The 22,499-nt window shown below is 71.2% G+C and carries 20 protein-coding genes; 15 read left to right on the top strand and 5 right to left on the bottom strand.

The window, feature by feature from the left end:
- Positions 1 to 2: 2 nt before the first annotated feature.
- Positions 3 to 785 carry a 3-hydroxybutyrate dehydrogenase gene (locus AB0B86_RS24965; protein ID WP_357419889.1) on the bottom strand — a complete coding sequence of 261 codons (783 nt, stop codon included), beginning with the start codon at positions 783 to 785 and terminating at the stop codon, positions 3 to 5.
- An 830-nt stretch (positions 786 to 1,615) separates the two neighbouring features.
- On the opposite strand from AB0B86_RS24965, the gene ruvC reads away from it, so the two are divergent.
- The 8 genes from ruvC (at position 1,616) to AB0B86_RS24925 (ending at position 11,095) form a co-directional block, all read left to right on the top strand.
- Positions 1,616 to 2,143: a crossover junction endodeoxyribonuclease RuvC gene (gene ruvC / locus AB0B86_RS24960; RefSeq protein WP_357413200.1), complete on the top strand. Its 528-nt coding sequence runs from the start codon at positions 1,616 to 1,618 to the stop codon at positions 2,141 to 2,143.
- A complete protein-coding gene (gene ruvA, locus AB0B86_RS24955) occupies positions 2,140 to 2,742 on the top strand; it encodes a Holliday junction branch migration protein RuvA (RefSeq protein ID WP_357413202.1) in 603 nt (200 codons plus the stop codon). Before ruvC ends, ruvA begins: the two co-directional genes overlap by 4 nt.
- Positions 2,739 to 3,806, top strand: coding sequence for a Holliday junction branch migration DNA helicase RuvB (ruvB, locus tag AB0B86_RS24950; RefSeq protein ID WP_357413204.1), 1,068 nt, complete (start codon positions 2,739 to 2,741; stop codon positions 3,804 to 3,806). The genes ruvA and ruvB overlap by 4 nt, the downstream gene beginning before the upstream one ends.
- A 140-nt stretch (positions 3,807 to 3,946) precedes the next feature.
- Entirely contained in the window at positions 3,947 to 4,285 is a 339-nt protein-coding gene (gene yajC, locus AB0B86_RS24945) for a preprotein translocase subunit YajC (protein ID WP_357419888.1), read from the top strand.
- Between the two features lie 278 nt (positions 4,286 to 4,563).
- On the top strand, positions 4,564 to 6,480 hold the full coding sequence (gene secD / locus AB0B86_RS24940; RefSeq protein ID WP_357413208.1) for a protein translocase subunit SecD: 1,917 nt from the start codon (positions 4,564 to 4,566) through the stop codon (positions 6,478 to 6,480).
- 1 nt (position 6,481) lies between these two features.
- Complete coding sequence (gene secF, locus AB0B86_RS24935; RefSeq protein ID WP_357413210.1) at positions 6,482 to 7,669, top strand: protein translocase subunit SecF; 1,188 nt, start codon at positions 6,482 to 6,484, stop codon at positions 7,667 to 7,669.
- A 137-nt stretch (positions 7,670 to 7,806) separates the two neighbouring features.
- Positions 7,807 to 8,373, top strand: a complete 567-nt coding sequence (locus tag AB0B86_RS24930) for an adenine phosphoribosyltransferase (protein WP_357413211.1) — start codon at positions 7,807 to 7,809, stop codon at positions 8,371 to 8,373.
- Between the two features lie 199 nt (positions 8,374 to 8,572).
- Positions 8,573 to 11,095 (top strand): bifunctional (p)ppGpp synthetase/guanosine-3',5'-bis(diphosphate) 3'-pyrophosphohydrolase, encoded by a 2,523-nt coding sequence (locus tag AB0B86_RS24925; RefSeq protein WP_357413214.1) that lies wholly within the window; start codon positions 8,573 to 8,575, stop codon positions 11,093 to 11,095.
- A 70-nt stretch (positions 11,096 to 11,165) separates the two neighbouring features.
- Here AB0B86_RS24925 and AB0B86_RS24920 read toward each other — a convergent pair whose 3' ends face one another.
- Positions 11,166 to 12,005, bottom strand: coding sequence for a peptidylprolyl isomerase (locus tag AB0B86_RS24920; protein WP_357413216.1), 840 nt, complete (start codon positions 12,003 to 12,005; stop codon positions 11,166 to 11,168).
- Positions 12,006 to 12,066: 61 nt separating this feature from the next.
- Positions 12,067 to 12,951 (bottom strand): peptidylprolyl isomerase, encoded by an 885-nt coding sequence (locus tag AB0B86_RS24915; protein WP_357413218.1) that lies wholly within the window; start codon positions 12,949 to 12,951, stop codon positions 12,067 to 12,069.
- A gap of 269 nt (positions 12,952 to 13,220) precedes the next feature.
- On the opposite strand from AB0B86_RS24915, the gene AB0B86_RS24910 reads away from it, so the two are divergent.
- From AB0B86_RS24910 to AB0B86_RS24900, 3 genes are all read left to right on the top strand, one after another.
- Positions 13,221 to 13,931 carry an MBL fold metallo-hydrolase gene (locus AB0B86_RS24910; protein ID WP_357413220.1) on the top strand — a complete coding sequence of 237 codons (711 nt, stop codon included), beginning with the start codon at positions 13,221 to 13,223 and terminating at the stop codon, positions 13,929 to 13,931.
- 72 nt (positions 13,932 to 14,003) lie between these two features.
- On the top strand, positions 14,004 to 15,332 hold the full coding sequence (gene hisS / locus AB0B86_RS24905; protein WP_357413223.1) for a histidine--tRNA ligase: 1,329 nt from the start codon (positions 14,004 to 14,006) through the stop codon (positions 15,330 to 15,332).
- A gap of 77 nt (positions 15,333 to 15,409) precedes the next feature.
- Positions 15,410 to 16,345, top strand: a complete 936-nt coding sequence (locus tag AB0B86_RS24900; protein WP_357413242.1) for an acyl-ACP desaturase — start codon at positions 15,410 to 15,412, stop codon at positions 16,343 to 16,345.
- Between the two features lie 187 nt (positions 16,346 to 16,532).
- Here the strand turns inward: AB0B86_RS24900 and AB0B86_RS24895 are convergent, their stop codons facing one another.
- Entirely contained in the window at positions 16,533 to 17,039 is a 507-nt protein-coding gene (locus AB0B86_RS24895) for a PaaI family thioesterase (protein ID WP_357413225.1), read from the bottom strand.
- A gap of 56 nt (positions 17,040 to 17,095) precedes the next feature.
- Between AB0B86_RS24895 and AB0B86_RS24890 the strand changes: the two genes are divergently transcribed.
- Entirely contained in the window at positions 17,096 to 17,572 is a 477-nt protein-coding gene (locus AB0B86_RS24890) for a helix-turn-helix domain-containing protein (protein ID WP_357413227.1), read from the top strand.
- Positions 17,573 to 17,845: 273 nt separating this feature from the next.
- Entirely contained in the window at positions 17,846 to 18,889 is a 1,044-nt protein-coding gene (locus tag AB0B86_RS24885; RefSeq protein ID WP_357413229.1) for a S1 family peptidase, read from the top strand.
- 97 nt (positions 18,890 to 18,986) lie between these two features.
- Here the strand turns inward: AB0B86_RS24885 and AB0B86_RS24880 are convergent, their stop codons facing one another.
- On the bottom strand, positions 18,987 to 19,706 hold the full coding sequence (locus AB0B86_RS24880; RefSeq protein WP_357413231.1) for a DUF998 domain-containing protein: 720 nt from the start codon (positions 19,704 to 19,706) through the stop codon (positions 18,987 to 18,989).
- Positions 19,707 to 19,891: 185 nt separating this feature from the next.
- Between AB0B86_RS24880 and aspS the strand changes: the two genes are divergently transcribed.
- Positions 19,892 to 21,697, top strand: coding sequence for an aspartate--tRNA ligase (aspS, locus tag AB0B86_RS24875; RefSeq protein ID WP_357413244.1), 1,806 nt, complete (start codon positions 19,892 to 19,894; stop codon positions 21,695 to 21,697).
- A gap of 72 nt (positions 21,698 to 21,769) precedes the next feature.
- A complete protein-coding gene (locus tag AB0B86_RS24870) occupies positions 21,770 to 22,438 on the top strand; it encodes a sugar nucleotide-binding protein (protein WP_357419887.1) in 669 nt (222 codons plus the stop codon).
- The last annotated feature ends 61 nt before the right edge of the window (positions 22,439 to 22,499 follow it).

Genomic DNA, 22,499 nt, shown 5'->3' with positions numbered 1-22,499 from the left:
CACTAGTTGGCCGTCCAGCCCCCGTCGAGGGCGATCGACGCGCCGGTGATGAACGCCGCCGGCGGCGAGCAGAGGTACGCCAACAGCTCGGCGACCTCCTCCGGTTCGATCAGGCGCTTGATCGCCGCCCGCGCCAGCATGATCTTCTCAATCACCTCGGCCTCGTCGATGCCGTGGCTGGTCGCCTGGTCGGCGATCTGGCTCTCCACAAGCGCGGTCCGCACGTACGCCGGGTTGATGCAGTTGGCGGTCACCCCGTGCGCGGCGCCCTCCAGCGCCACCACCTTCGACAACCCCTCCAGGGCGTGCTTCGCCGAGACGTAGGCCGCCTTGTACGGCGAGGCGCGCAACCCGTGCACCGACGAGATGTTGACGATCCGACCCCAACCCCGGGCGTACATGTGCGGCAGCGCCCGGCGGATCAGCAGGAACGGCGCCTCCACCATCACCCGCTGGATGTACTCGAAGCGCTCCACGGGGAAGTCCTGAAGCGGCGCGACGTGCTGAAGCCCGGCGTTGTTCACCACGATGTCCACGTCCACGTCGAGGCGGTCCACCGTCGCCGCGTCGGACAGGTCCACGCCCTCGGCCCGACCGCCGACCTCGGCGGCCACCGCCTTGGCCGCCTCCAGGTTGCGGTCCACCACGAGCACCTTCGCGCCGGCCGCGCCCAGTCGAAGGGCGCACGCCCGCCCGATGCCGCTGCCACCCCCGGTGACCAGGGCGGTCCGACCGGAGAGGTCGACCTGTACGACGTGGGGGACCGCCACGTGTTCTGCCGTCATGGCGCAAGAAGTTACGAGCTGTGTCCTCCCCGGCACATGGGTCGGCGACACATACTCCCGGCCGAAGCTGTGTGGCCCGCCCGCCCTTCCTCGCCCGCGCTCTCGCTCGCGCCGCCTTCGCCGCGCCGCCCGTGTGCGCGTCGCCCGTGTGTGCATCGCCCGTGTGCGCGTCGCCTGCGTGTGCATCGCCCGTGCCATTCCGGTGCTGCCGGGTCGCGCCGGGCTGCAAAGGTGCCGGACTACGCCGCAAGATCGCGCAACATCCAGGATGTAGTGGCATCACGGGCCTTCCGTGGCCACTACATCCTGGATCGAGCGTGACCTTGCCGGCCGTCGGCGTTCCGACCCCGCTCCGACCGGCCGCCGGTGGGTCTCCGCCGTCAAGATCCGCGCAACAACGGTGATGTTGCTGCCTCCCGCGCACTAGATGCAGCAACATCCCCGATGTTGTGACGGCCGTGGGGCGTGGGCGTGGGGGCGTGAGGGCGTGGGGGCGTGAGGGCGTGGGCTGTGGGGCGTGGGCGTGAGGGCGTGGGGCGTGAGGGCGTGGGGCGTGAGGGCGTGGGGCGTGAGGGCGTGAGGGGACGTGGGCGTGGGGCGTGAGGGCGTGGGGCCGTGGGGCGTGGGGCCGTGGGGCGTGGCGGGCGTGAGAGTGCGGGCGAGGGGGGCATGGGCGCGGCTGTGCGGGCGTCAGGCCATGAGGGCGGGGCATGGGCATGGGGCGCGAGGGTGGGGGTGGGGCGCGGAGGGCGTGTCCCGTGGGGCTGGTGTGCAGGGCGCCGGTTAGGGTGTCGAACACACGTACTGCTGACAGCTGGGGAGGGGGCGGCGTGCGCGTGCTCGGTGTGGACCCGGGGTTGACCCGGTGTGGGGTCGGCGTGGTCGAGGGTGTGCCCGGCCGGCCCTGCACGTTGGTCGCGTACTACGTGGTCTACACCGATCCGGCCGACGACCTGGCGCTGCGGCTGTTGCACCTGGACCGGTCGCTGAGCAAGCTGGTCGCCGAGCACCAACCGGAGAGCGTCGCCGTCGAGCGGGTGTTCAGTCAGCACAACGTTCGTACCGTGATGGGCACCGCGCAGGCCAGCGGCATCGCCGTGCTGGCCGGTGCGCGCGCCGGGCTGCCGGTGCAGACGTACACCCCTAGTGAGGTGAAGGCGGCCGTGACCGGGTCCGGTCAGGCCGACAAGGCGCAGATGACAGCGATGGTGACCCGGCTGTTGCGCCTGGCCGAGCCGCCGAAGCCGGCGGACGCCGCCGACGCGCTCGCCCTGGCCATTTGCCACGTGTGGCGCGGCGGGACCCGCTCCAAGCTGGCGGCGGCAGCCGACCGGGCACGACGAGGAGGAGCACGATGATCGCCAGCGTGCGCGGCACGGTGACCGCGACGGGTCCGGACCAGGCCGTGATCGAGGTCGGCGGTGTCGGGCTCGCCGTGCACTGCGCTCCGGGGACCCTCGCGGAGCTGCGGGTCGGCCAGGTCGCCCGGCTCGCCACCAGCCTGATCGTGCGGGAAGATTCGCTCACCCTGTACGGCTTCGCCGACGACGATGCCAAGTCGCTGTTCGAGCTGCTCCAGACCGCCAGTGGGGTAGGCCCGCGACTGGCCCAGGCGGTGCTTGCCGTGCACAGCCCGGACGCGGTGCGCAAGGCGATCGCCAACGCCGACACGGCGGCGCTGACCCGGGTGCCCGGGATCGGCAAGAAGGGCGCCGAGCGCCTGGTGCTGGAGCTGCGCGATCGGATCGGGCCGGTGCCGATCGGCGCCGACGGCGTGACCGGGGTGACCCGGGGCAGTTGGCCGGAACAGGTTCGACAGGCACTGGTCGGGCTGGGTTGGACGGCGGGCCAGGCCGATCAGGCGGTGGCCGCGGTGGCGGAGTCGATCGAGGGTGAGACGCCGCCGGTGCCGGTCCTGCTGAAGCAGGCCATCCGCCTGCTGGGCCGCACCCGATGAGCGAGACCGACGGACTCGTCTCGGCGTACGTCAGCGACGCGGACCGGGACGCGGAGGCCACGGTCCGGCCGAGGCGGTTGGCCGAGTTCATCGCCCAGGACCGGGTGCGTGATCAGCTCGACCTGTTGTTGCAGGGCGCGATGCGCCGGGGTTCGCCGCCGGATCACATCCTGCTCTCCGGTCCTCCGGGGCTGGGCAAGACGAGTCTGGCCAACATCGTCGCCGCCGAGTTGGGTGCGGGCATCCGGGTGACCAGCGGTCCGGCGATCGAGCGTTCCGGGGATCTGGCGGCGATCCTGACCAGTCTCGCCGAGGGCGATGTGCTCTTCATCGACGAGATCCACCGGATCGCGCGTCCGGCTGAGGAGTTGCTCTACAGCGCGATGGAGGATTTCCGGGTCGACGTGGTGGTGGGCAAGGGGCCGGGAGCGACGGCGATCCCGCTCGATGTCGAGCCGTTCACGCTGGTGGGCGCGACGACCCGTTCGGGTCTGCTGACCGGGCCGATGCGGGACCGGTTCGGGTTCGTCGCTCACCTCGACTTCTACGCCCCTGCGGATCTGGAGACGCTGCTGCACCGTTCGGCGCGGATCCTCGGGGTGCCGATCACGCCGGAGGGCGCGACCGAGATCGCCGGTCGGTCCCGGGGCACGCCCCGGATCGCCAACCGGCTGCTGCGCCGGGTCCGTGACTACGCCGAGGTGCGGGCCGACGGGGTGGTCGATGTCGACACCGCCCGGGCCGCGTTGATCGTGTACGACGTGGACGCGCTCGGGTTGGACCGGCTGGACCGTGCGGTGCTTACCGCGTTGGTCGACTCGTTCCGGGGTGGTCCGGTGGGTCTGTCCACGCTCGCGGTGGCGGTGGGGGAGCAGCCGGACACGGTCGAGGAGGTCTGCGAGCCGTTCCTGGTCCGGGCTGGCCTGTTGGCCCGTACACCGCGGGGGCGGGTGGCCACGGAGGCGGCTTGGCGTCATCTGGGACGCACTCCGCCGAATGGTACATTTGGTGCAGATAGTCCACCTGTGCCCGACTTGTTCTCGTTGGATGTCGATCAGCCGTGATGTGAACGTGATCTGTGCCGCATTCGGCGTTCCCAGGTGCAGGGTTTAGACTTCGCCGCGGTCTGTACAGGACGTGAGAATCCGCCTCCGCTCCGGCACCCACGGTGCCGGGGAGGTGGCCAATGGGAAGGTCAGTAACCGTGCATTTGGCAGCAGCGGGTGGCGGGGCCGGCGGTTTCACGCCGATCCTGATGATCGCCCTGCTCTTTGGCGTCATGTATTTCATGATGATCCGGCCCCAGCAGAAGCGCCGTCGTGAGGCGGAGGCGATGCAGTCCAACCTCGGCCCCGGCGACGAGGTCGTGACCATCGGTGGGCTCTACGGCACGGTCACCGGCATCGAGGACGACACCGTTCTGATCGAGGTCGCACCGGGCGTGCAGACGCGCTACGCCCGCCCGGCCATCGCCCGGGTGGTCACCCGCGCGGAGCTGCCGAGCGAGCCGGCCACCGAGGACGCGGACACCGCAAAGGACTGACCCCCTCCCCGCCGGGAGCGGCGAGGCCGGCGTACGGCCGGTCGACCCGGCTTCCGGGTCGTCGCGCCGACGGGGCAGTGGACGAGACGTGAAAACTAAATAGTTGGGTCGACGCCGGGCGTCGGCACGTAGCCGTGACCGTCGGCGTTCCGCGCCGGGGTGCCGGTCCTCGTGTCAGCATCCCGTCGGCTCAAGGCAGACCCGTCGGGCGGGATCACCGGCCCGACACCGCCGTCGCTGCGCAGAGCGGCGCGACCGTACAGGGAGACAGGACAGCCGTGGCACCACCTCAGGGACAGATGCGCCCCGGGCGGCAGCTCGCCGTGCTCGGGTTCATCTTCGTGGTCCTCTATCTTCTGGTGTTCTTCTCCGGCGCCAGCGGCAGCTTCAAGGACCGGCTCGAGCCAAAGCTCGGCCTGGACCTGATCGGCGGCACCCGGATGACGCTGGAGGCGACCAACTCCATCGACGGCAAGCCGCCGACGGCGGAGAACCTCGAGGAGGCTCGGCAGATCATCGAGAACCGGGTCAACGGGCTCGGCGTGGCCGAGGCCGAGGTGGTCACCGAGGGCAACCGGAACATCGTCATCTCCCTGCCCGGTGAGAACCGGAACCTCGACGAGGTGGGCAGCGCGGCGGAGCTGCGCTTCCGCAAGGTGCTGAAGGCGGCGGACGGCAGCGGGACGATCGCCGCGCCGCCGTCGGCGGCGCCGACCCCGTCGGGCAGTGCCGTGCCGACCCCGTCCGGTGGCGCGACCCCGACCCCGTCGGGCAGCGGCGCGCCGAAGGTGAGTTCGTCGCCCAGTGGCGGTCAGGGCGGTATGGCCCCCGCGTCGCCCAGCGCCACGCCGACGCCCTCCGCGTCCGCGGCGCCGAGCGCCAGCGCCAGCGCGCCGGCCCCGACCGCCAGCGCCGAGCCGGTGCCGGCAAGCGTCGAGGAGCAGCGCAAGGCCGTCGAGCAGAAGGTCGGCGCCGCCGCCTGGCAGGCCGCCAACGGGCTGCAGGCCCCGGCCGACCTGACCGCCGACCCGTCGTTGGCGGACAAGCTCAAGCCGTTCGGCACGTTGTCGCCGCAAGAGGTGGCCGTGTTGCCGGCGCAGATGCAGTTCAACGTGCCCACCATCGGCTGCGCTCAGCTCGACAAGCGCCCCCCGGCGTCGATCTCCGCCGAGAAGCAGCAGGTCGTCGCCTGTGAGGACGGTGCGTCGAAGTACCTGCTCGACCAGGCGAAGGTGCTCGGCACCGACGTGGACGACGCCGACGCGGTGCTGGACCAGACGAACGCCTGGGTGGTCAGCCTGGACTTCACCGGCGACGGTCAGGGCAAGTGGACGGCGCTGACCCGTGAGGCGTTCAACAACGAGGGTCAGGCCTGCGACGCGACAGCGCTGGGTCAGGACGGCAAGTGTCGGGTCGCCGTCGTGCTCGACAACGAGATCGTCTCCTCGCCGGAGATCCAGGGTGTGCTGACCGGCAACTCCCAGATCACCGGCAACTTCAACCAGAAGGACGCCAGCGCGCTGGCCGGCCAGCTGCGCTACGGCGCGCTGCCGGTGACCTTCAAGGCGCAGGAGTCGCAGAACGTCACCGCCACGCTCGGCGCGAGCCACCTGCGTGCCGGTCTGCTCGCGGCGGGCATCGGCATGCTGCTGGTCATCATCTACTCGTTCTTCTACTACCGGCTGCTCGGCTCGGTGATCTTCCTGAGCCTCATCCTCTCCGCGCTGCTCGTCTTCGGGGCGCTCGTGGTGCTCGGCCGGCAGATCGGCTTCACGCTCACCCTCGCCGGCATCGCCGGCATGATCGTCTCACTCGGTGTGGCGGCCGACTCGTTCGTCATCTACTTCGAACGATTGAAGGACGAGATCCGGGAGGGGCGCAGCCCGCGTAGCGCCGTGCCCCGCGCCTGGGTCCGGGCCCGCCGCACGATCATCTCGGCCAACGCGATCACCCTGCTGTCCGCTGTGGTGCTCTACGTGGTCTCGGTCGGCACGGTCAAGGGCTTCGCCTTCGCGCTCGGTCTGGCCACCGTGCTGGACCTGGTCGTGGTCTTCCTCTTCCGACACCCGATCATGACGATGTTCGCCCGGACCCGGGCGTTCCTGTCCCCGCGGGTCAGCGGTCTGGGCCGGGCACTGCCGGCCCGTAACCAGCCGACTCAGCAGCCCCGCAACCCGCGCGCCAAGGAGGCCTGAGATGGCTGAAAACGGTCTGGCGAGCCGCCTCTACAACGGCGAGGCCGGTCTCAACATCGTCGGCCGGCGCAAGCTCTGGTTCAGCGTCGCCGGGGTCCTGGTCCTGATCGCGATCCTCAGCTTCTCGATCCGCGGGTTCAGCCTGGGCATCGAGTTCGCCGGCGGCAACTCGTTCCAGGTGCCGGCGAGCGTCGGCACTCTGGACGACGCCGAGCGCGGGGTCGACGCGGCGCTCGTGGCGGAGAACACCGGCACCGACGTGGTCACCGCCCAGAAGGTCGGCGGCCCCGGTGGCGACTCCTACGAGCTGCGTACCGGGCAGCTCAGCCCCGAGCAGGCGAACGCGGTGAAGGCCCGGATCGCCGACCGCTTCGGCATCAACGCCGACCAGATCAGCGGCAACCAGGTGAGCGAGGCCTGGGGCAGCCAGGTCACCGAGCGGGCCGTGCTCGGCCTGGTCATCTTCATCGCGCTGGTGATGGTCTACCTGATCCTGCGCTTCGAGTGGCGGATGGCGGTCGCCGCGGTCTCCTCGCTGATCACGAACCTGATCCTGACCGCCGGCATCTACTCGCTCGTCGGCTTCGAGGTCACCCCGTCGACGATCATCGGCTTCCTCACGATCCTGGGCTTCGCGCTCTACGACGTGGTGGTGGTCTTCGACAAGGTCCAGGAGAACACCCGCGGCATCACCGCCAACAACAACCAGACGTACGGCGAGGCGGCCAACCTGGCCGTCAACCAGAGCCTGATGCGGTCGTTGAACACCTCGGTGGTCGCCCTGCTGCCGGTCGGCGGTCTGCTCTTCATCGGTGCCGGCCTGCTCGGCGCCGGCACGCTGAAGGACCTCGGTCTGGTGCTGTTCGTCGGTATGGCGGTGGCGTTCCTGACCTCCATCCTGGTGGCCACGCCGCTGCTGGCCCTGCTGAAGAACTACGACCCGCGGATCCAGGCGCACAACAAGCGCGTCCTGGCCCGGCGGGGCGCGCTCGCCCGGGGCGAGGTCGCCGGCAAGGGTGCCGTCAGCCCGACGTCGGCGACCGAGGAGTCGGTCGACCCGGATGCCGCCGCGCTGGCCGGTGCCGCGCCCAAGGTGGGCGCTCGTCCGGCGGGTAAGCGGCCGACCGGTGCCCGCGGCGGTCGCCCCGGTGGCGGCGGCAACCGGCCGGGTGGCGCCAAGCGGCGCTGACCCGCCACGAAACAACCGAACGGCGTCCGGCATGCTGTGCGAACAGCCCGGGACGGTGTCCAAGCGCCTCGGCTCGACCGAGGACGTCGACACCGTCCCAGCCGGGCGCCGTCGTCGTCGAAGGGAACGCAACAGCCGTGACGGAGACCCACAGCACCGCGGCGCGCGGGGACATCGGCCCGGAGGCCGCCCGACTGGTCGCCAGCCGGGTGTTGGACGTACCCGACTTCCCCAAGCCCGGCGTCATGTTCAAGGACCTGATGCCACTGTTCGCCGACGGGGAGGCGTTCCGTGAGGTGACCGACGGCATCGTCGCGTACCACGGTCGGGACGCCTTCGACGTGGTGGTCGGCATCGAGGCCCGCGGGTTCGTCGTCGCCGCGGCCGTCGCGTACGCGGCCGGGGTCGGCGTCGTGCCGGTCCGGAAGGCCGGCAAGCTGCCCCGCCCGGCGCACTCGGTGTCCTACGCGCTCGAATACGGCGAGGCCACCCTTGAGGTGCACGAGGACGCCTTCACCGCCGGGCACCGGGTGCTCGTGGTCGACGACGTGTTGGCCACCGGCGGCACCGCCGAGGCGACGCTCGACCTGGTCGAGCGGGCCGGCGGCACCGTCACCGGCTTCACCGTGCTGCTGGAGCTCGGTTTCCTGGGCGGCCGGCAGCGGCTGGCACCGCGTCCCGTCCATGCCCTGCTGACCGTTTGACCCGGTCGGTGCCGGACTGACCGGTTGCTGGCAGACTCGTTGGGCGGCGCCCGTGCCGACCGTCCGGCGGAGCGGCAGCGGACCGTGTGTGCGGGTAGCATTGCCCATTGCTGACGCCGGCGGCACGTCGCCCGGCGGCGCGAGACCAGGCCGGCCGATTGTTCGGCAGGTGATTTCCCGGCGAGCGGTGAGGAGGCCGGTGTCCCACGATGTCGTCCCTCCGGCGGAGGGCACGGTGCACCCGACAGGCGACGCTGACGGCACGGTGACCGACCGGGCAGGCGACGCGCCAGCCCGGGTGACGGGCGCCGGCAGCGGCTCTGGACGGGCTGCGGGCGAGAGCGCGGCAGGTCCGACAGGGGGCCCGCCGAGCGTCGAGGCGTCCCCCGGTGCCGACGGGGTGGTGGTGCCGTTCCCGAGCGACACCGGCGTCGACCCGTCGCCGAGCGGTGGCTTCGGGCTGTCCAACGCGCCCACCGGGCGGCGGGTGCGGGCCCGGCTGGCCCGGTTCAACGCGCCCTGGCAGACCTCGCAGGTCAGCGAGGTGCTGGAGCCGCTGATCGCGAGCCACCGGGACAACCACCCCAAGGCCGATGCCCGGCTGCTCCAGCGCGCCTTCGACACGGCCGCGCGGTGGCACTCCGGGCAGTACCGCAAGTCCGGTGACCCGTACATCACCCACCCGCTCGCGGTGGCGACCATCCTGGGCAACCTGGGGATGGACACCACCACGCTTGTCGCCGCGCTGCTGCACGACACCATTGAGGACACCGAATACACACTCGACGCGATGCGCGCCGACTTCGGTGGCGAGGTCGCCCTGCTCGTCGACGGCGTCACGAAACTCGACAAGGTCAAGCTGGGTGACGCGGCCAAGGCCGAGACGATCCGCAAGATGGTCGTGGCGATGGCCAAGGACCCGCGGGTGCTGGTGATCAAGCTGGCCGACCGGCTGCACAACATGCGCACCCTTACCTTCCTGCCCCGCCCCAAGCAGGAGCAGAAGGCCAAGGAGACGTTGGAGATCCTGGCGCCGCTGGCGCACCGGCTCGGTATGAACACGATCAAGTGGGAGCTGGAGGACCTGTCCTTCGGCACGCTGTTCCCGAAGCGCTACGAGGAGATCAACAGGCTGATCGGGGAGCACCAGCCGCAGCGCGAGTCGCTGTTGCGGCAGGTGACGCAGAAGGTCGGCACCGACCTGAAGGCCGCCAAGATCAAGGCGGAGACCACCGGTCGGCCGAAGCACCTCTACTCGATCTACCAGAAGATGATCGTGCGGGGTCGCGACTTCAACGACATCTACGACCTGGTGGGTGTGCGGATCCTTGTCGACACGGTGCGCGACTGCTACGCGGCGTTGGGGGTCATCCACGCCAACTGGCAGCCGGTGCCGGGCCGGTTCAAGGACTACATCGCGATGCCCAAGTTCAACATGTACCAGTCGTTGCACACGACTGTCATCGGGCCCACCGGCAAGCCGGTGGAGATGCAGATCCGCACGTACGCGATGCACCGCACCGCGGAGTTCGGCATCGCCGCGCACTGGAAGTACAAGGAGCACAAGGGCACCCAGATCGTCGGCCCGCCGGCGCACATCGACGAGATGACCTGGCTGCGGCAGCTGCTGGACTGGCAGCGGGAGGCGGCCGACCCGAGCGAGTTCCTGGACGCGTTGCGCTTCGACCTGTCCAGCCAGGAGGTGTACGTCTTCACCCCCAAGGGTGACGTCATCCCGCTGCCGACCGGCTCCACGCCTGTGGACTTCGCGTACGCGGTGCACACCGAGGTGGGGCACAAGTGCATCGGGGCGCGGGTCAACGGCAAGCTGGTGCCGTTGGAGTCGACGCTGTCCAACGGCGACGTGATCGAGATCTTCACCTCGAAGTCCGAGACCGCCGGCCCGACGCAGGACTGGCTCGGCTTCGTCAAGAGCCCGCGGGCGCGCACGAAGATCCGCCAGTACTTCAACAAGGAGCGGCGCGAGGAGGCGATCGAGGCCGGCAAGGACGCGATCGTCAAGGCGATGCGCAAGCAGGGCATGCCGTTGCAGCGGATGCTCACCTCCGACGCGCTCATGTCGATCGCGCGGGACCTGCACCTGGCCGACGTGGCGTCGCTCTACGCGGCGGTCGGCGACAGCCAGGTCTCCGCCCAGTCGGTCGTGCAGAAGCTGATGGCCGCGTACGGCGGCGAGGAGGGCGCGGCGGAGGACATCGCCGAGACCGCCGTCGCCACCCGGCCGCCGCGCAGCCGGCAGAGCAGCAACGACCCCGGGGTCGTGGTCCGCGGCGTCAGCGACGTCTGGATCAAGCTGGCGCGCTGCTGCACCCCGGTCCCACCGGACTCGGTGTTCGGCTTCGTCACCCGCTCCGGCGGGGTCAGCGTGCACCGCGACGACTGCGCCAACGCCGAGGACCTGCGGGCCCAGAGCGAACGGGTGGTCGAGGTGAGTTGGAAGCTCACCTCCGCCTCGACCTTCCTGGTCGCCATCCAGGTCGAGGCACTGGACCGGCACAAGCTGCTTGCCGATGTCACCCGGGTGCTCTCCGACGAGCGGGTGAACATCCTCTCCGCCACCGTCACCACCACCCGCGACCGGGTGGCGGTGAGCCGGTTCAGCTTCGAGATGGCCGACCCGAAACACCTGGGCCACCTGCTGGCCACGGTCCGCAAGGTCGACGGCGTCTTCGACGCCTACCGGGTCACCTCCGGCGCCTGAGGCGTACCCCGGGGACACGACAGCGCCCGCCGGCTCGGCCGGCGGGCGCTGTGTCGTCTGGACGCGGGTGTCAGCTCTGCGGCGGGCTCATCGTGAGGTCCTTGATGATGACCTCCTTCTTCGGGTGGCCACCACCGGCCTGCTGGGCGAACGCCCCGTCGTCGCCGGCCTTGGCCACGTCCTTGACGAGGTCCATGCCACCGGTGATGGTGCCCAGCACGGTGTACGCCGGGTCCAGCGGCGAGTCGCCGTAGACGATGAAGAACTGGCTGCCGGTGCTCCCCGGATCCTGGGACTTGGCCATCGCGATGACACCCTCCGGGTACGGCGGGCGCTTGTCGGTGGGCAGGTTCTCCTCGGCCATCCGGTAGCTCGGGCCGCCCTGGCCGTCGGTGTCCCGCCAGCCGTTGCCGGTGGCGCTGGGGTCACCGCACTGCAACACCTTGATGCCCTCGCTCACCAGGCGGTGGCACTTGGTGTTGTCGAAGAAGTTCTTCTCCGCGAGGTAGGTGAAGCTGCCCGCCGTGCACGGCACCTTCGAGCGGTCGACCTTGGCGGTGATCGGGCCCAGGTTGGTGTCGATCGTCATGGTCTGGATGCCCTTGGCGGACTGCTGGTTGCTCGGCACCCCCACGTCCTTGATCTGCGGGGGGCGCTGCTCGGTGGGCAGCGCGTTGTACGCGCACTCGGCCGCGCCCGCCGCCGGCGCGGCGGTGTCGCTCTTGTCGTCGTCGCCGCCGAGGCTCACCGCCAACCAGACGGTGCCGGCGACCACGAGCACCAGCGCGGCGGCCGCGCTGACGATCGCCTGCGTCTGCCGGCGCTTGCGGGCCTTGGCCGCGCGCTCGGCCATCTCCTTCTCGAGCCGGGCGCGTGCCGCCGCGCGCTGCCGCTCTCTGGTGGACGTCACGCCTGGATCCTCCTGGCTGTCTGCTGCTGGGTGCCGCTTGGTTGTGGGTGGTGGCGGCCGGTCAGCCGGCGCTGGGACTGCTGGACGGCGCGCCGGAGGCCGACGGCGCGGGTGCCGCCGCGGTGACCGGCTCACCGACGGTGAGACTCTGGATCGTCACGTCGGTGCTGGGCTTGACCTTCGCCCCGCTCCCATTGTCCACGGTCGGGAGCGCACCGATCTTTTCCACCACGTCCAGCCCGCCGGTCACCCGGCCGATCACCGGATACTTCGGGTCAGCGGTGGTGAAGTCCTTGAAGAAGATCAGGAACTGGCTGCCGTTGTTGCCCGGCGGGTTGGCGATCATCGCCACGGTGCCCTTCGGGTACGTCGGCGGCTGCCCGGGTGCCGGACTTGCCGACGGTGACGCCGACGGCACGGTGGGCAGCTCCTCGTCGTAGAACGAGTAGGTGGGCCCGCCCAGGCCGGTGCCGCTCGGGTCGCCGCAGCGCAGCGCGCCGTCGGCGGTGATCTCGTGGCACTTGGTGTTGTCGTAGAACGACCGGCTCGCCAGGTGCGCGATGCTCGCCGCCGCACACGGCGAGTTGGTCAGGTTGAGTTCCGCGGTGATCGGACCGCCCTGGTTGGTGGTCACCGTCATCGCCCGGGTGCCCTCGGTGGGCAGGCCCTTGCTCTCCGGCGTGCCGACGTCCTTGAGGTTGGCGTTGCCCGCCGCGTCCTGCGGCGTCCAGAGGCAGGTGTCCTCGTTTGCCGTGTTCTGCTTCGAGTCGGAGTCGAACGCCCCGAGTGCCCAGGCGGAGCCGGCCACGACCAGCACCAGGATCAGGGCGGCGCCGACACCGGCCTGGATCTGCCGACGACGCCGCGTGGCGGCGGCCCGGCGAGCCAACTGCCGGTCGAGCTTGGCCCGCGCCAGTTTGCGCTGCCGGTCCCTGCTGGAAGCCACAGGTGCTCCCCTTTCCTCTACCTGGTCGTCGCCGGCGACCGGGCGTCCCGGCCCGTCCGGGCGTCACGTGTGCCGCGCCACACGCCCGCCAGAGTGTACGGCTAGTGACTGGGAAAGTGGTGTACGAGGTCCACCCCGTCCCGAGCAGCGCTTATCGGAGGTTGTCACTGTGCCGTACGGGGCGCCCGGGACGGACGCGGCAAACTCGCTCGGTACGCCCGTTAGGCTGCTGGACAGGATGACAGCCGCTCGACGAAAGGACAGCGCCAGTGCTCGTGGCCGGCTTTCCCGCGGACGCCTACGGCACCAACTGCTACGTGGTTGCCACCGCGCCGGGGGAGCAGTGCGTGGTGGTCGACCCCGGGATCGGGGTGCTCGACCAGCTCGACGCGCTGCTCGCCGAGCACCGCCTGCATCCGGCCGCCGTGCTGCTCACCCACGGCCACCTCGATCACACCTTCTCGGTCGCGCCGGTCTGCGGTGCGCGCGGCATCACCGCGTACGTGCATCCCGGTGACCGGGAGATGGTCGCCGACCCGGCCAAGGGCCTCTCCGCCGACCTGAGGGCGCTCTTCGGCGGCCGGTTGACCTACACCGAGCCGGAGGACGTGGCCGAGCTGACCGACGGCGCCACCCTCAGCCTCGCCGGCCTGGAGATCGCCGTCGACCACGCCCCGGGTCATACCGGCGGGTCGGTGCTGTTCCGGCTGCCCGGCGCGGGCTCGGGCTGGGAGGCGGACGAGATCTGCCTGTCCGGCGACGTCCTCTTCGCCGGGTCGATCGGCCGCACCGACCTGCCGGGCGGGAGCATGCCGGCCATGCTCACCAGCCTGCGCGACAAGGTGCTCCCGCTTGCCGACGACACGGTCGTGCTGCCCGGCCACGGCCCCAGCACCACCATCGGCCGCGAGCGCGCCAGCAACCCGTACCTCATGAAGGTGGCTGGCACGTCGCCGGCCGCTCCCACCCGGGGCCTCTAGATCCTCGTCCGCGCCGCGCGCGGACCCACGACACCACCGCGCCGTGGGCGCGGCACCGCAAGGAGTACGCCGATGAGCAAGCCCACGCCCATCTCCGGCTTCCCGGAGTGGACCCCCGGTCAGCGGATGATCGAGCAGTTCGTGCTCGACAAGATCCGGACCACGTTCGAGCTGTACGGCTTCGCGCCGCTGGAGACCCGCGCGGTGGAGCCGCTGGACCAGCTGCTGCGCAAGGGCGAGACCTCGAAGGAGGTCTACGTGATCCGGCGGCTGCACGCCGACGCCGAGGGCGGCGGTGGTGACGACCAACTCGGCCTGCACTTCGATCTGACAGTGCCGTTCGCCCGCTACGTGCTCGAGAACGCGGGCAGGTTGACCTTCCCGTTCCGGCGCTACCAGATCCAGAAGGTGTGGCGGGGGGAGCGGCCGCAGGAGGGCCGCTACCGTGAGTTCGTCCAGGCCGACATCGACATCGTCGACCGGGACACCCTGGCCCCGCACCACGAGGCGGAGATGCCGCTCGTCATCGGCGACGCGTTGCGGTCGCTGCCGATCCCGCCGGTGACCATCCAGGTGAACAACCGCAAGATCTGGGAGGGCTTCTTCCGCGGCGTCGGGGTGACCGACCCGGAGGCGGCGCTGCGTACCGTCGACAAGCTCGACAAGATCGGCCCGGCCAAGGTGACCGAGTTGCTGGCCCAGACGGCCGGGGCGAGCGAGGCGCAGGCCAAGGCGTGTCTGGCGCTCGCCGAGATCTCCGCGCCGGACGCCTCGTTCGCCGACGCCGTACGCGCGCTCGGGGTGAGCGACCCGCTGCTGGACGAGGGCGTCGAGGAACTGGTCCGGGTGGTGCAGACCGCGGCCGAGCACTCGCCCGGCCTGTGCGTGGCGGACCTGCGCATCGCCCGTGGCCTGGATTACTACACCGGCACCGTCTACGAGACCCAGCTGCGCGGCTATGAGCGGTTCGGCTCGATCTGCTCCGGAGGCCGGTACGACAACCTGGCCAGCGCCGGTGCCACCTCGTACCCCGGGGTGGGTATCTCGATCGGCGTGACCCGGCTGCTCGGGTTGCTGTTCGGCGCCGGTGACCTGTCGGTCTCCCGCTCGGTGCCCACCTGCGTCCTGGTGGCGTTGGCCGACGAGGAGCACCGCCCGGCAAGTGACCGGATCGCGGCGGCGCTGCGGGCCCGCGGCATCGCCACCGAGGTCTCGCCGAGCGCGGCGAAGTTCGGCAAGCAGATCCGTTACGCGGAGCGGCGCGGCATCCCGTACGTCTGGTTCCCGGGTGCCGACGGGGGGCCGGACGAGGTGAAGGACATCCGCTCCGGTGCGCAGGTCACGGCGGGTGCGCAGGAGTGGGTGCCACCCCTGGCGGACCTCCGGCCGGTGGTCAGCTGACTCTCCCCACTGGCGCTCATGGCCACGGGGACCTACGGTAGCGTAAGTTACGCCACCGTAGGGAGTTTCTCGTGACCATGAGCACCACGCTTAGCCAGACCGCGCTCCTCGTCGAGTTGGAGCCGGTGGTTGCCCGCAACCTCGACCGCCACCTTTCGCTGGCCAAGGAGTGGTTCCCCCACGAGTACGTGCCGTGGAGCGAGGGGCGGACCTTCGACGGGCCGCTCGGTGGCGAGGCGTGGTCACCTACCGACTCCACGATTCCCGACGTGGCCCGCACCGCGCTGATCGTGAACCTGCTGACCGAGGACAACCTGCCCTCGTACCACCACGAGATCGCCACCCTGTTCGGCCGGGACGGCGCGTGGGGCACCTGGGTGCACCGGTGGACCGCGGAGGAGGGCCGGCACGGCGTCGCGATCCGCGACTACCTGACGGTCACCCGGGCGGTCGACCCGGTGGCGTTGGAGCGGGCCCGGATGACGCACATGTCCGAGGGCTACACGAACGCCCACGGCGACGAGGTGCTGCACTCGCTGGCGTACGTGTCGTTCCAGGAGTTGGCCACCCGCATCTCGCACCGGAACACCGGCAAGGCCACCGGCGATCCCGCCTGCGAGGCGCTGCTGGCCCGGGTGGCCGCCGACGAGAACCTGCACATGGTCTTCTACCGCAACCTGCTCGCCGCCGCGTTCGAGCTGGCCCCGAGCCAGGCCATGCGGGCGGTCGCCGACGTGGTGGCCGACTTCCAGATGCCGGGCGCCGGCATCGACGGGTTCGCCCGCAAGTCGGTGGCGATCGCCCTGGCCGGCATCTACGACCTGCGCCAGCACCGGGACGAGGTGCTCCAGCCGGTGCTGCGCCAGTGGGACGTCTTCAACGTGACAGGTCTCGACGCCGACGGCGAAGCCGCCCGCGAGCAACTCGCCGCCCAACTGGACAACCTGGACCGCGCCGCGACCCGCTTCGAGGAAAAGCGCGACGCCCGAGCCGCCCGCCTAGCCCTCCGCTAACCCCCACCCACCTGCCCCACCCCACCCCACCCCGACCCGCCCCGGCCCGCCCCGGCCGCCCCGCCCCGGCCGCCCCGCCCCGGCCCGGCCCGTTGATCATGAAGTTATTGCCACTCGCGTCGGCGTGTCGTGGCAATAACTTCATGATCGACGCAGAGGGGGGTGGGGGGCGGGGGCGGGGGCGGGGTTAGGGGAGGGGGAGGAGGAGGCAGGTGCTGGTGGCGTGGGCTATCAGGCGGGAGTTGGCGTCGGTGATGCGAGCCTCGGCCAGGGCCGTGCGGCGGCCCCGTTGCAGCACCGTGCCCGCGCAGCGCAGCGTGCCACTGTCGACGGTGACCGGACGGAGGAACTTCACGTTGAGGTCCAGCGAGGTGTAGCCGACGCCGGCCGGCAGGGTGGTGTGCACGGCGCAGGCCGCGGCGGTGTCCAGCAGCGTCGAGAGGACGCCGCCGTGAACGCTGCCGAGCGGGTTGTAGTGGAACTCCTGCGGGGTCAGCTCGACGACGACCTGACCTTCCTCGGCCGCCATCCGGGCCATGTCGATGAGGTGCATCACCGGCGGCGTGGCCAGCTCGCCGGCGATCATCGACCGGATCATGTCGAGGCCGCTCAGTTTACCGATCTGGGCGGCGTTGAGCGCCGGGTCCGCCCAGGTGAAGGTGCGGCTGCGCGCCGGTTCCTGCGTTTGCGTCATGAACCGCAGCCTGGCAGCAGGTTGCTGAGTCTGTCAACGAGACTTAGCCTGGCCGGATGCGACCCACGGCACTCGACTGGTCGGTGGAGAACTGCACGATCACCCGCGCGATGGAGATCCTCGGTGAACGGTGGACCCTGGTGGTGCTCCGCGAGGTGTTCACCGGCGTACGCCGGTTCGACGACATGCGGGTGCGCACCGGCATCCCCCGGCAGGTGCTCACCAACCGACTGGGCACCCTTGTGGAGCAGGGCGTGCTGCGCCGCGAGCCGTACCGGGAGCCGGGCAGCCGGCTGCGCCACGAGTACCGGTTGACCGAGAAGGGCCTGGATCTCTGGCCGGTCCTGGTGGCCGTGCTCGGGTGGGGTGACAGGTACCTCGCCGACCCCGAGGGGCCGCCGCTGACCGTCACCCACCGTGACTGCGGTGCCCGGGTGTTCGTCGAGTTGCGCTGTGCCGACGGGCATGACGTGCGGCCGGCGCGCGACGTGCTGCCCCGTCCCGGGCCGGGCGCCCGTCGTCGTACCCCCTGACCGACGGCGTCGCGCCGGCAGCGCGGCAGGACATCGACAGTCGTGCGCGCCGCGACCGGATCCGATGTGACGGTGGCTGTGCGCAAGCGTGTCGCGGGTGTTGCGGAGATGTGGCCGGCAACGTTCGCCGAATCCGGGCCGAATCAAGCCTTGTCAATGATCTTAAGTATGTGAATACTTCAGTGCACTTGGCCGGTTTCCCCAGATCGGCCGGGTTGTCATCGGGTCAGCCGGCCTCGGCGAGACCCGCTCCCCCGCCCAGGAGGTTGTTACATGCGACCCACGAGGTCCACATTCCGTGTTGCGGCCACTGTCGCCGTTTCCGGAAGTCTGGTCGTCGGCGCGCTCATCGGCGCACCCGCCCAGGCCGCACCCGCCGCCTCGCCCGACGCCGCCGCCGCGCTGTCCGCGCAACTCGGCGACCGCTCGGCCGGCTCGTACCTCGACGCCAGCGGCAGGTCCGTCGTCACGGTGACCGACGCGGCCGCCGCCAGCGCGGCGAACAAGGCCGGCGCCGTCGTCCGTTACGTCACCCGCGGTGCCGGCGAACTCAACCGGGCCACCGCCGAACTGGAGCGCTCCGCCAAGATCCCGGGCACCGCCTGGTGGAGCGACCCGATCACCAACCAGGTGGTCGTCTCCGTCGACAGCACCGTCACCGGCGCCAAGCTGGAGCGGGTCAAGGCTGCCGCCGCGCGCGCCAACGGCGCGGTGCGGGTCGAGGCCGAGGCCGGCGTGCTCAGCACCCGCATCTCGGGTGGCCAGGCCATCTACACCGGCGGCTACCGCTGCTCGCTCGGCTTCAACGTGCGCAGCGGCAGCACCTACTACTTCCTGACCGCCGGGCACTGCACCAACCTCGGCACCAACTGGTACTCGAACTCCAGCCAGACGACCCTGCTGGGCACCCGTTCCGGCACCAGCTTCCCGGGCAACGACTACGGCATCGTGCGGCACAGCAACTCCGCGAACGCCGCCGGCAACGTCTACCTCTACAACGGCAGCTACCGGGACATCACCGGCTCCGGCAACGCGTCGGTCGGTCAGTCGGTGCAGCGCTCGGGCAGCACCACCGGCCTGCGCAGCGGCTCGGTGTCCGCGACCAACGCCACGGTGAACTACGCCGAGGGTTCGGTCTCCGGCCTGATCCGCACCAACGTCTGCGCCGAGGGTGGCGACAGCGGCGGCTCGCTCTTCTCCGGCGGCACCGCGCTCGGCCTCACCTCCGGCGGCAGCGGTAACTGCAGCAGCGGCGGGACGACCTACTTCCAGCCCGTCACCGAGGCCCTGAGCCGCTACGGCGTCAGCGTCTTCTGATCGATTCACCGCCCGCGGGTCGCCGGAATCCTCCGGCGGCCCGCGCCGCGCGTCCGGGGCCAGGGCCGTCCGCCCCGGCGCCGACGCCCGCGCCGCCTCAGGCGAGGCGATCCCGCCCGTCGGTGGGCAGCAGGGGATCCGGGGGTACGACACCTGTCGTCGGCAGGGCGGGCCCGAGCGCCGTGGCGCCGTCGGTGGCCCCGGCGAGGTGTGCCCGTCGGGCGGCGAGGACCGCCAGCAGCGGCCAGAGTGACACGCCCACCGCCGTCACCCGTTCGGCCAGGCCGGTCCGGGATCCGCTGGTCACCTCGAACGCGAACCACCCGAAGAGGGCGAGCAGCACGAGCGTGGCGCTCAGCGCGACGCCCCGCCGAAACGCCCAGGGCGGCTGCGGGCTTCGCGGATGTGCGGCGTCCGGGCCCCGCGGCAGCCGCAGCGCCGACCCGGCGGGCCAGAGCGCCAGCGCCAGGACGGCGATGGTGGCCGCGATGCCGTGGCTGAGTGAGCCGCCGACGGCCGGCCGGGGAAAGGCGACAAGCGCGATGGTCGCCACGCCGCCGACGGCGAGCAGGAATCGGCTGGGCAGCCCGGCCGCGTGCAGCACCGCGGCGATCGCCAGGTAGCAGCAGCCGAGCAGCAGCAGACAAGTGATCATGATCCAGGAGTCGGTGGCGTCGTGCCCCGCCAGTTCGCTGATGGTGTCGCGAACCGGGTCGTACCCGGCCGGCTGGCGGGCACCCGCGACCGTCCAACCGCCCACCAGCAGCACCGGCGCGGCCACCGCGGTGGCGACGCCCCAGTTTGGTACGGCGCGCATTCGGCCACGTTAACCGGCGCGGCGGCCCGGCGAGCCGGGTTCGCCAGGCTGCCCACCGGGGAAGCGCGCGGCCTGCCGCCTGCTCACCTGCGAATCGTGCCGGCCTGCCGGGTGCCCCCGAGGTGGGGCGGCCAGCCCTGACAGAATGCCGGTGAGGACTGTTCCACGATGAGGAGTTGCCAGCCGTGATCCGTACCCACAATGCCGGAAGCCTGCGCGCCGCGGACGCCGGCTCGACGGTGACGCTCGCCGGGTGGGTGGCCCGCCGGCGCGACCACGGCGGGGTCATCTTCGTCGACCTGCGCGACGGCACCGGCGTCGTCCAGGTGGTGTTCCGCGAGGAGGACGCGCACGCGCTGCGCAACGAGTTCTGCGTGAAGGTCGTCGGCGAGGTGACCCGCCGGCCGGGCGGCAACGAGAACCCGGAGCTGCCCACCGGTGAGGTCGAGGTGACAGTCACCGAGCTGGAGGTGCTCTCCGAGGCCGCACCGCTGCCGCTGCCGGTGGACGACCAGATCGAGGCCGGCGACGACATCCGGCTCAAGTACCGCTACCTGGACCTGCGCCGCAGCGGGCCGGCGAACGCCCTGCGGCTGCGCTCGCGGGCCAGCCACCTGGCCCGGGGGGTGCTGCACGAGCGGGACTTCCTGGAGATCGAGACGCCGACGCTGACCCGGTCGACGCCCGAGGGCGCCCGCGACTTCCTGGTCCCGGTGCGCTTGCAGCCCGGCAGCTGGTACGCGCTGCCGCAGTCGCCGCAGCTGTTCAAGCAGCTGCTGATGGTCGGCGGCATGGAGCGGTACTACCAGATTGCCCGCTGCTACCGCGACGAGGACTTCCGGGCCGACCGGCAGCCCGAGTTCACCCAGCTCGACATCGAGATGTCCTTCGTCACCGAGGACGACGTGATCGACCTCGGTGAGGCGATCGTCTCGACGCTCTGGAAGGACCTCGCGGGGCACGAGATCAGCCAGCCGATCCCGCGGATCACCTGGCACGACGCGATGGCCCGGTACGGCTCGGACAAGCCGGACCTGCGCTACGGCGTCGAGTTGACCGAGCTGACCGACTACCTGCGCGGCACGCAGTTCCGGGTCTTCGCCGGCGCGATCGACGCGGGCGGCTACGTCGGCGCGGTGGTGATGCCCGGCGGCGCGGCGCAGAGCCGCAAGGAGCTGGACGGCTGGCAGGACTGGGCCAAGGCGCGTGGTGCCCGTGGCCTGGCGTACGTGGTGCTGGACGCCGAGACCGGCGAGGCGCGCGGGCCGGTGGCGAAGAACCTGTCCGCCGAGCACCTGGGTGGGCTCGCCGACGCGGTCGGCGCCAAGCCGGGTGACGCGGTCTTCTTCGCCGCCAGCACGAACACCCGGGAGGCGCAGGAGCTGCTCGGCGCTGCCCGGGTCGAGATCGCCAAGCGGTCCGGCCTGATCGACGAGAGCGCCTGGGCGTTCTGCTGGGTGGTCGACGCGCCGATGTTCGAGAAGACCGACGAGGGTGGCTGGACTGCCGTGCACCACCCGTTCACCTCGCCGAACGCCGAGTGGGTGGACCGGTTCGAGGAGGCCCCGGACCGGGCCCTGGCGTACGCGTACGACATCGTCTGCAACGGCAACGAGATCGGCGGCGGCTCGATCCGTATCCACCGGGGTGACGTGCAGAAGCGGGTCTTCGACCTGCTCGGCATCACTCCCGAGGAGGCGCAGGACAAGTTCGGCTTCCTGCTGGAGGCGTTCAAGTACGGCGCCCCGCCGCACGGCGGCATCGCCTTCGGCTGGGACCGGGTCTGCATGCTTCTCGCCGGCGCGGACTCGATCCGCGAGGTCATCGCGTTCCCGAAGACCCGGGGCGGCTTCGACCCGCTGACCGGCGCGCCGACCCCGATCACCGGCCAGCAGCGCACCGAGGCCGGCATCGACGCCAAGCCGAAGCCGCCGGCCACCGCCCACACCGGCACCGCCGGCCCGGCCGCTCCGGTGGCCGACCCGGTCTGACCCCCGCCCGTTTGGTTGATCAAGAGGTCTGCGTCATCATCGCCCCGCGGGATGACGCAGACCTCTTGATCGATGGATCGGGCCGCGGTGCGCGCGCTGGTCGCCGAGGTGCGGCCGGACGCGGTCGTCGGGACCCCCTACCGGTACGGGGACTGGGCGGTCACCGCCGACGGGGCGGCGCACGTGGCGGTCGCCGCCGCCGAGGTCGGTGCCCGACTGGTGCACGTGTCGAGTGACGCGCTGCACGCCGGTCGTCCCACGCCGTACGCCGACGACGACCCACCCACCCCGGTGCACGCGTACGGGGCCGCGAAGGCGGCGGCGGAGACCGCCGTGCGGGCGATCGACCCGGGGGCGGCAGTGGTGCGTACCTCGCTGATCCTGGGCGAGGGCAGCAAGCAGATCCAGCTCTGCCGGGACGCGCTCGCCGGGCGGGCCGTCCTGTTCACCGACGAGCTGCGTTGCCCGATCGACGTGACCGACCTGGCCGACGCGGTGCTGGAGTTGGTCGCCTCGTCGTACGCGGGTCCGCTCAACGTGGCCGGCCCCGATGCGGTGAGCCGGGCCGACCTGGGCCGGCTGGTCGCCGAGCGGTCTGGTGTGAGCACGGCCGGCCTCAAGACCACCACCGGCGCCTCGACCGGCCTGACCCGCCCCCTCGACGTACGCCTCGACAGCTCCCGCGCCGCCGGCCTGCTGCGGACCCGGCTGCGCGGGGTACGCGAACTCCTGGCGCACTGAGAGGAGCGCGTCTGCACACTTCTTATGCACGAGACTTGTGCATAAGAAGTGTGCAGAGATA

Origin of the sequence: Micromonospora sp. NPDC049047, assembly GCF_040649135.1 — a bacterium.
In the GTDB taxonomy this organism is placed as follows: domain Bacteria; phylum Actinomycetota; class Actinomycetes; order Mycobacteriales; family Micromonosporaceae; genus Micromonospora.
The sequence above is the reverse complement of the archived record's forward strand: the minus strand, read 5'-3'. Positions and strand labels throughout refer to the sequence as shown.

Coding starts and splice junctions, on each gene's coding strand:
- AB0B86_RS24895 (WP_357413225.1), bottom strand. CDS start 17,039: ATGACGCAAACGCAGGAACCGGCGCGCAGCCGCACCTTCACCTGGGCG.
- AB0B86_RS24885 (WP_357413229.1), top strand. CDS start 17,846: ATGCGACCCACGAGGTCCACATTCCGTGTTGCGGCCACTGTCGCCGTT.
- AB0B86_RS24870 (WP_357419887.1), top strand. CDS start 21,770: ATGGATCGGGCCGCGGTGCGCGCGCTGGTCGCCGAGGTGCGGCCGGAC.
- hisS (WP_357413223.1), top strand. CDS start 14,004: ATGAGCAAGCCCACGCCCATCTCCGGCTTCCCGGAGTGGACCCCCGGT.
- ruvA (WP_357413202.1), top strand. CDS start 2,140: ATGATCGCCAGCGTGCGCGGCACGGTGACCGCGACGGGTCCGGACCAG.
- ruvB (WP_357413204.1), top strand. CDS start 2,739: ATGAGCGAGACCGACGGACTCGTCTCGGCGTACGTCAGCGACGCGGAC.
- secF (WP_357413210.1), top strand. CDS start 6,482: ATGGCTGAAAACGGTCTGGCGAGCCGCCTCTACAACGGCGAGGCCGGT.
- AB0B86_RS24880 (WP_357413231.1), bottom strand. CDS start 19,706: ATGCGCGCCGTACCAAACTGGGGCGTCGCCACCGCGGTGGCCGCGCCG.
- AB0B86_RS24890 (WP_357413227.1), top strand. CDS start 17,096: ATGCGACCCACGGCACTCGACTGGTCGGTGGAGAACTGCACGATCACC.
- AB0B86_RS24965 (WP_357419889.1), bottom strand. CDS start 785: ATGACGGCAGAACACGTGGCGGTCCCCCACGTCGTACAGGTCGACCTC.
- AB0B86_RS24900 (WP_357413242.1), top strand. CDS start 15,410: ATGAGCACCACGCTTAGCCAGACCGCGCTCCTCGTCGAGTTGGAGCCG.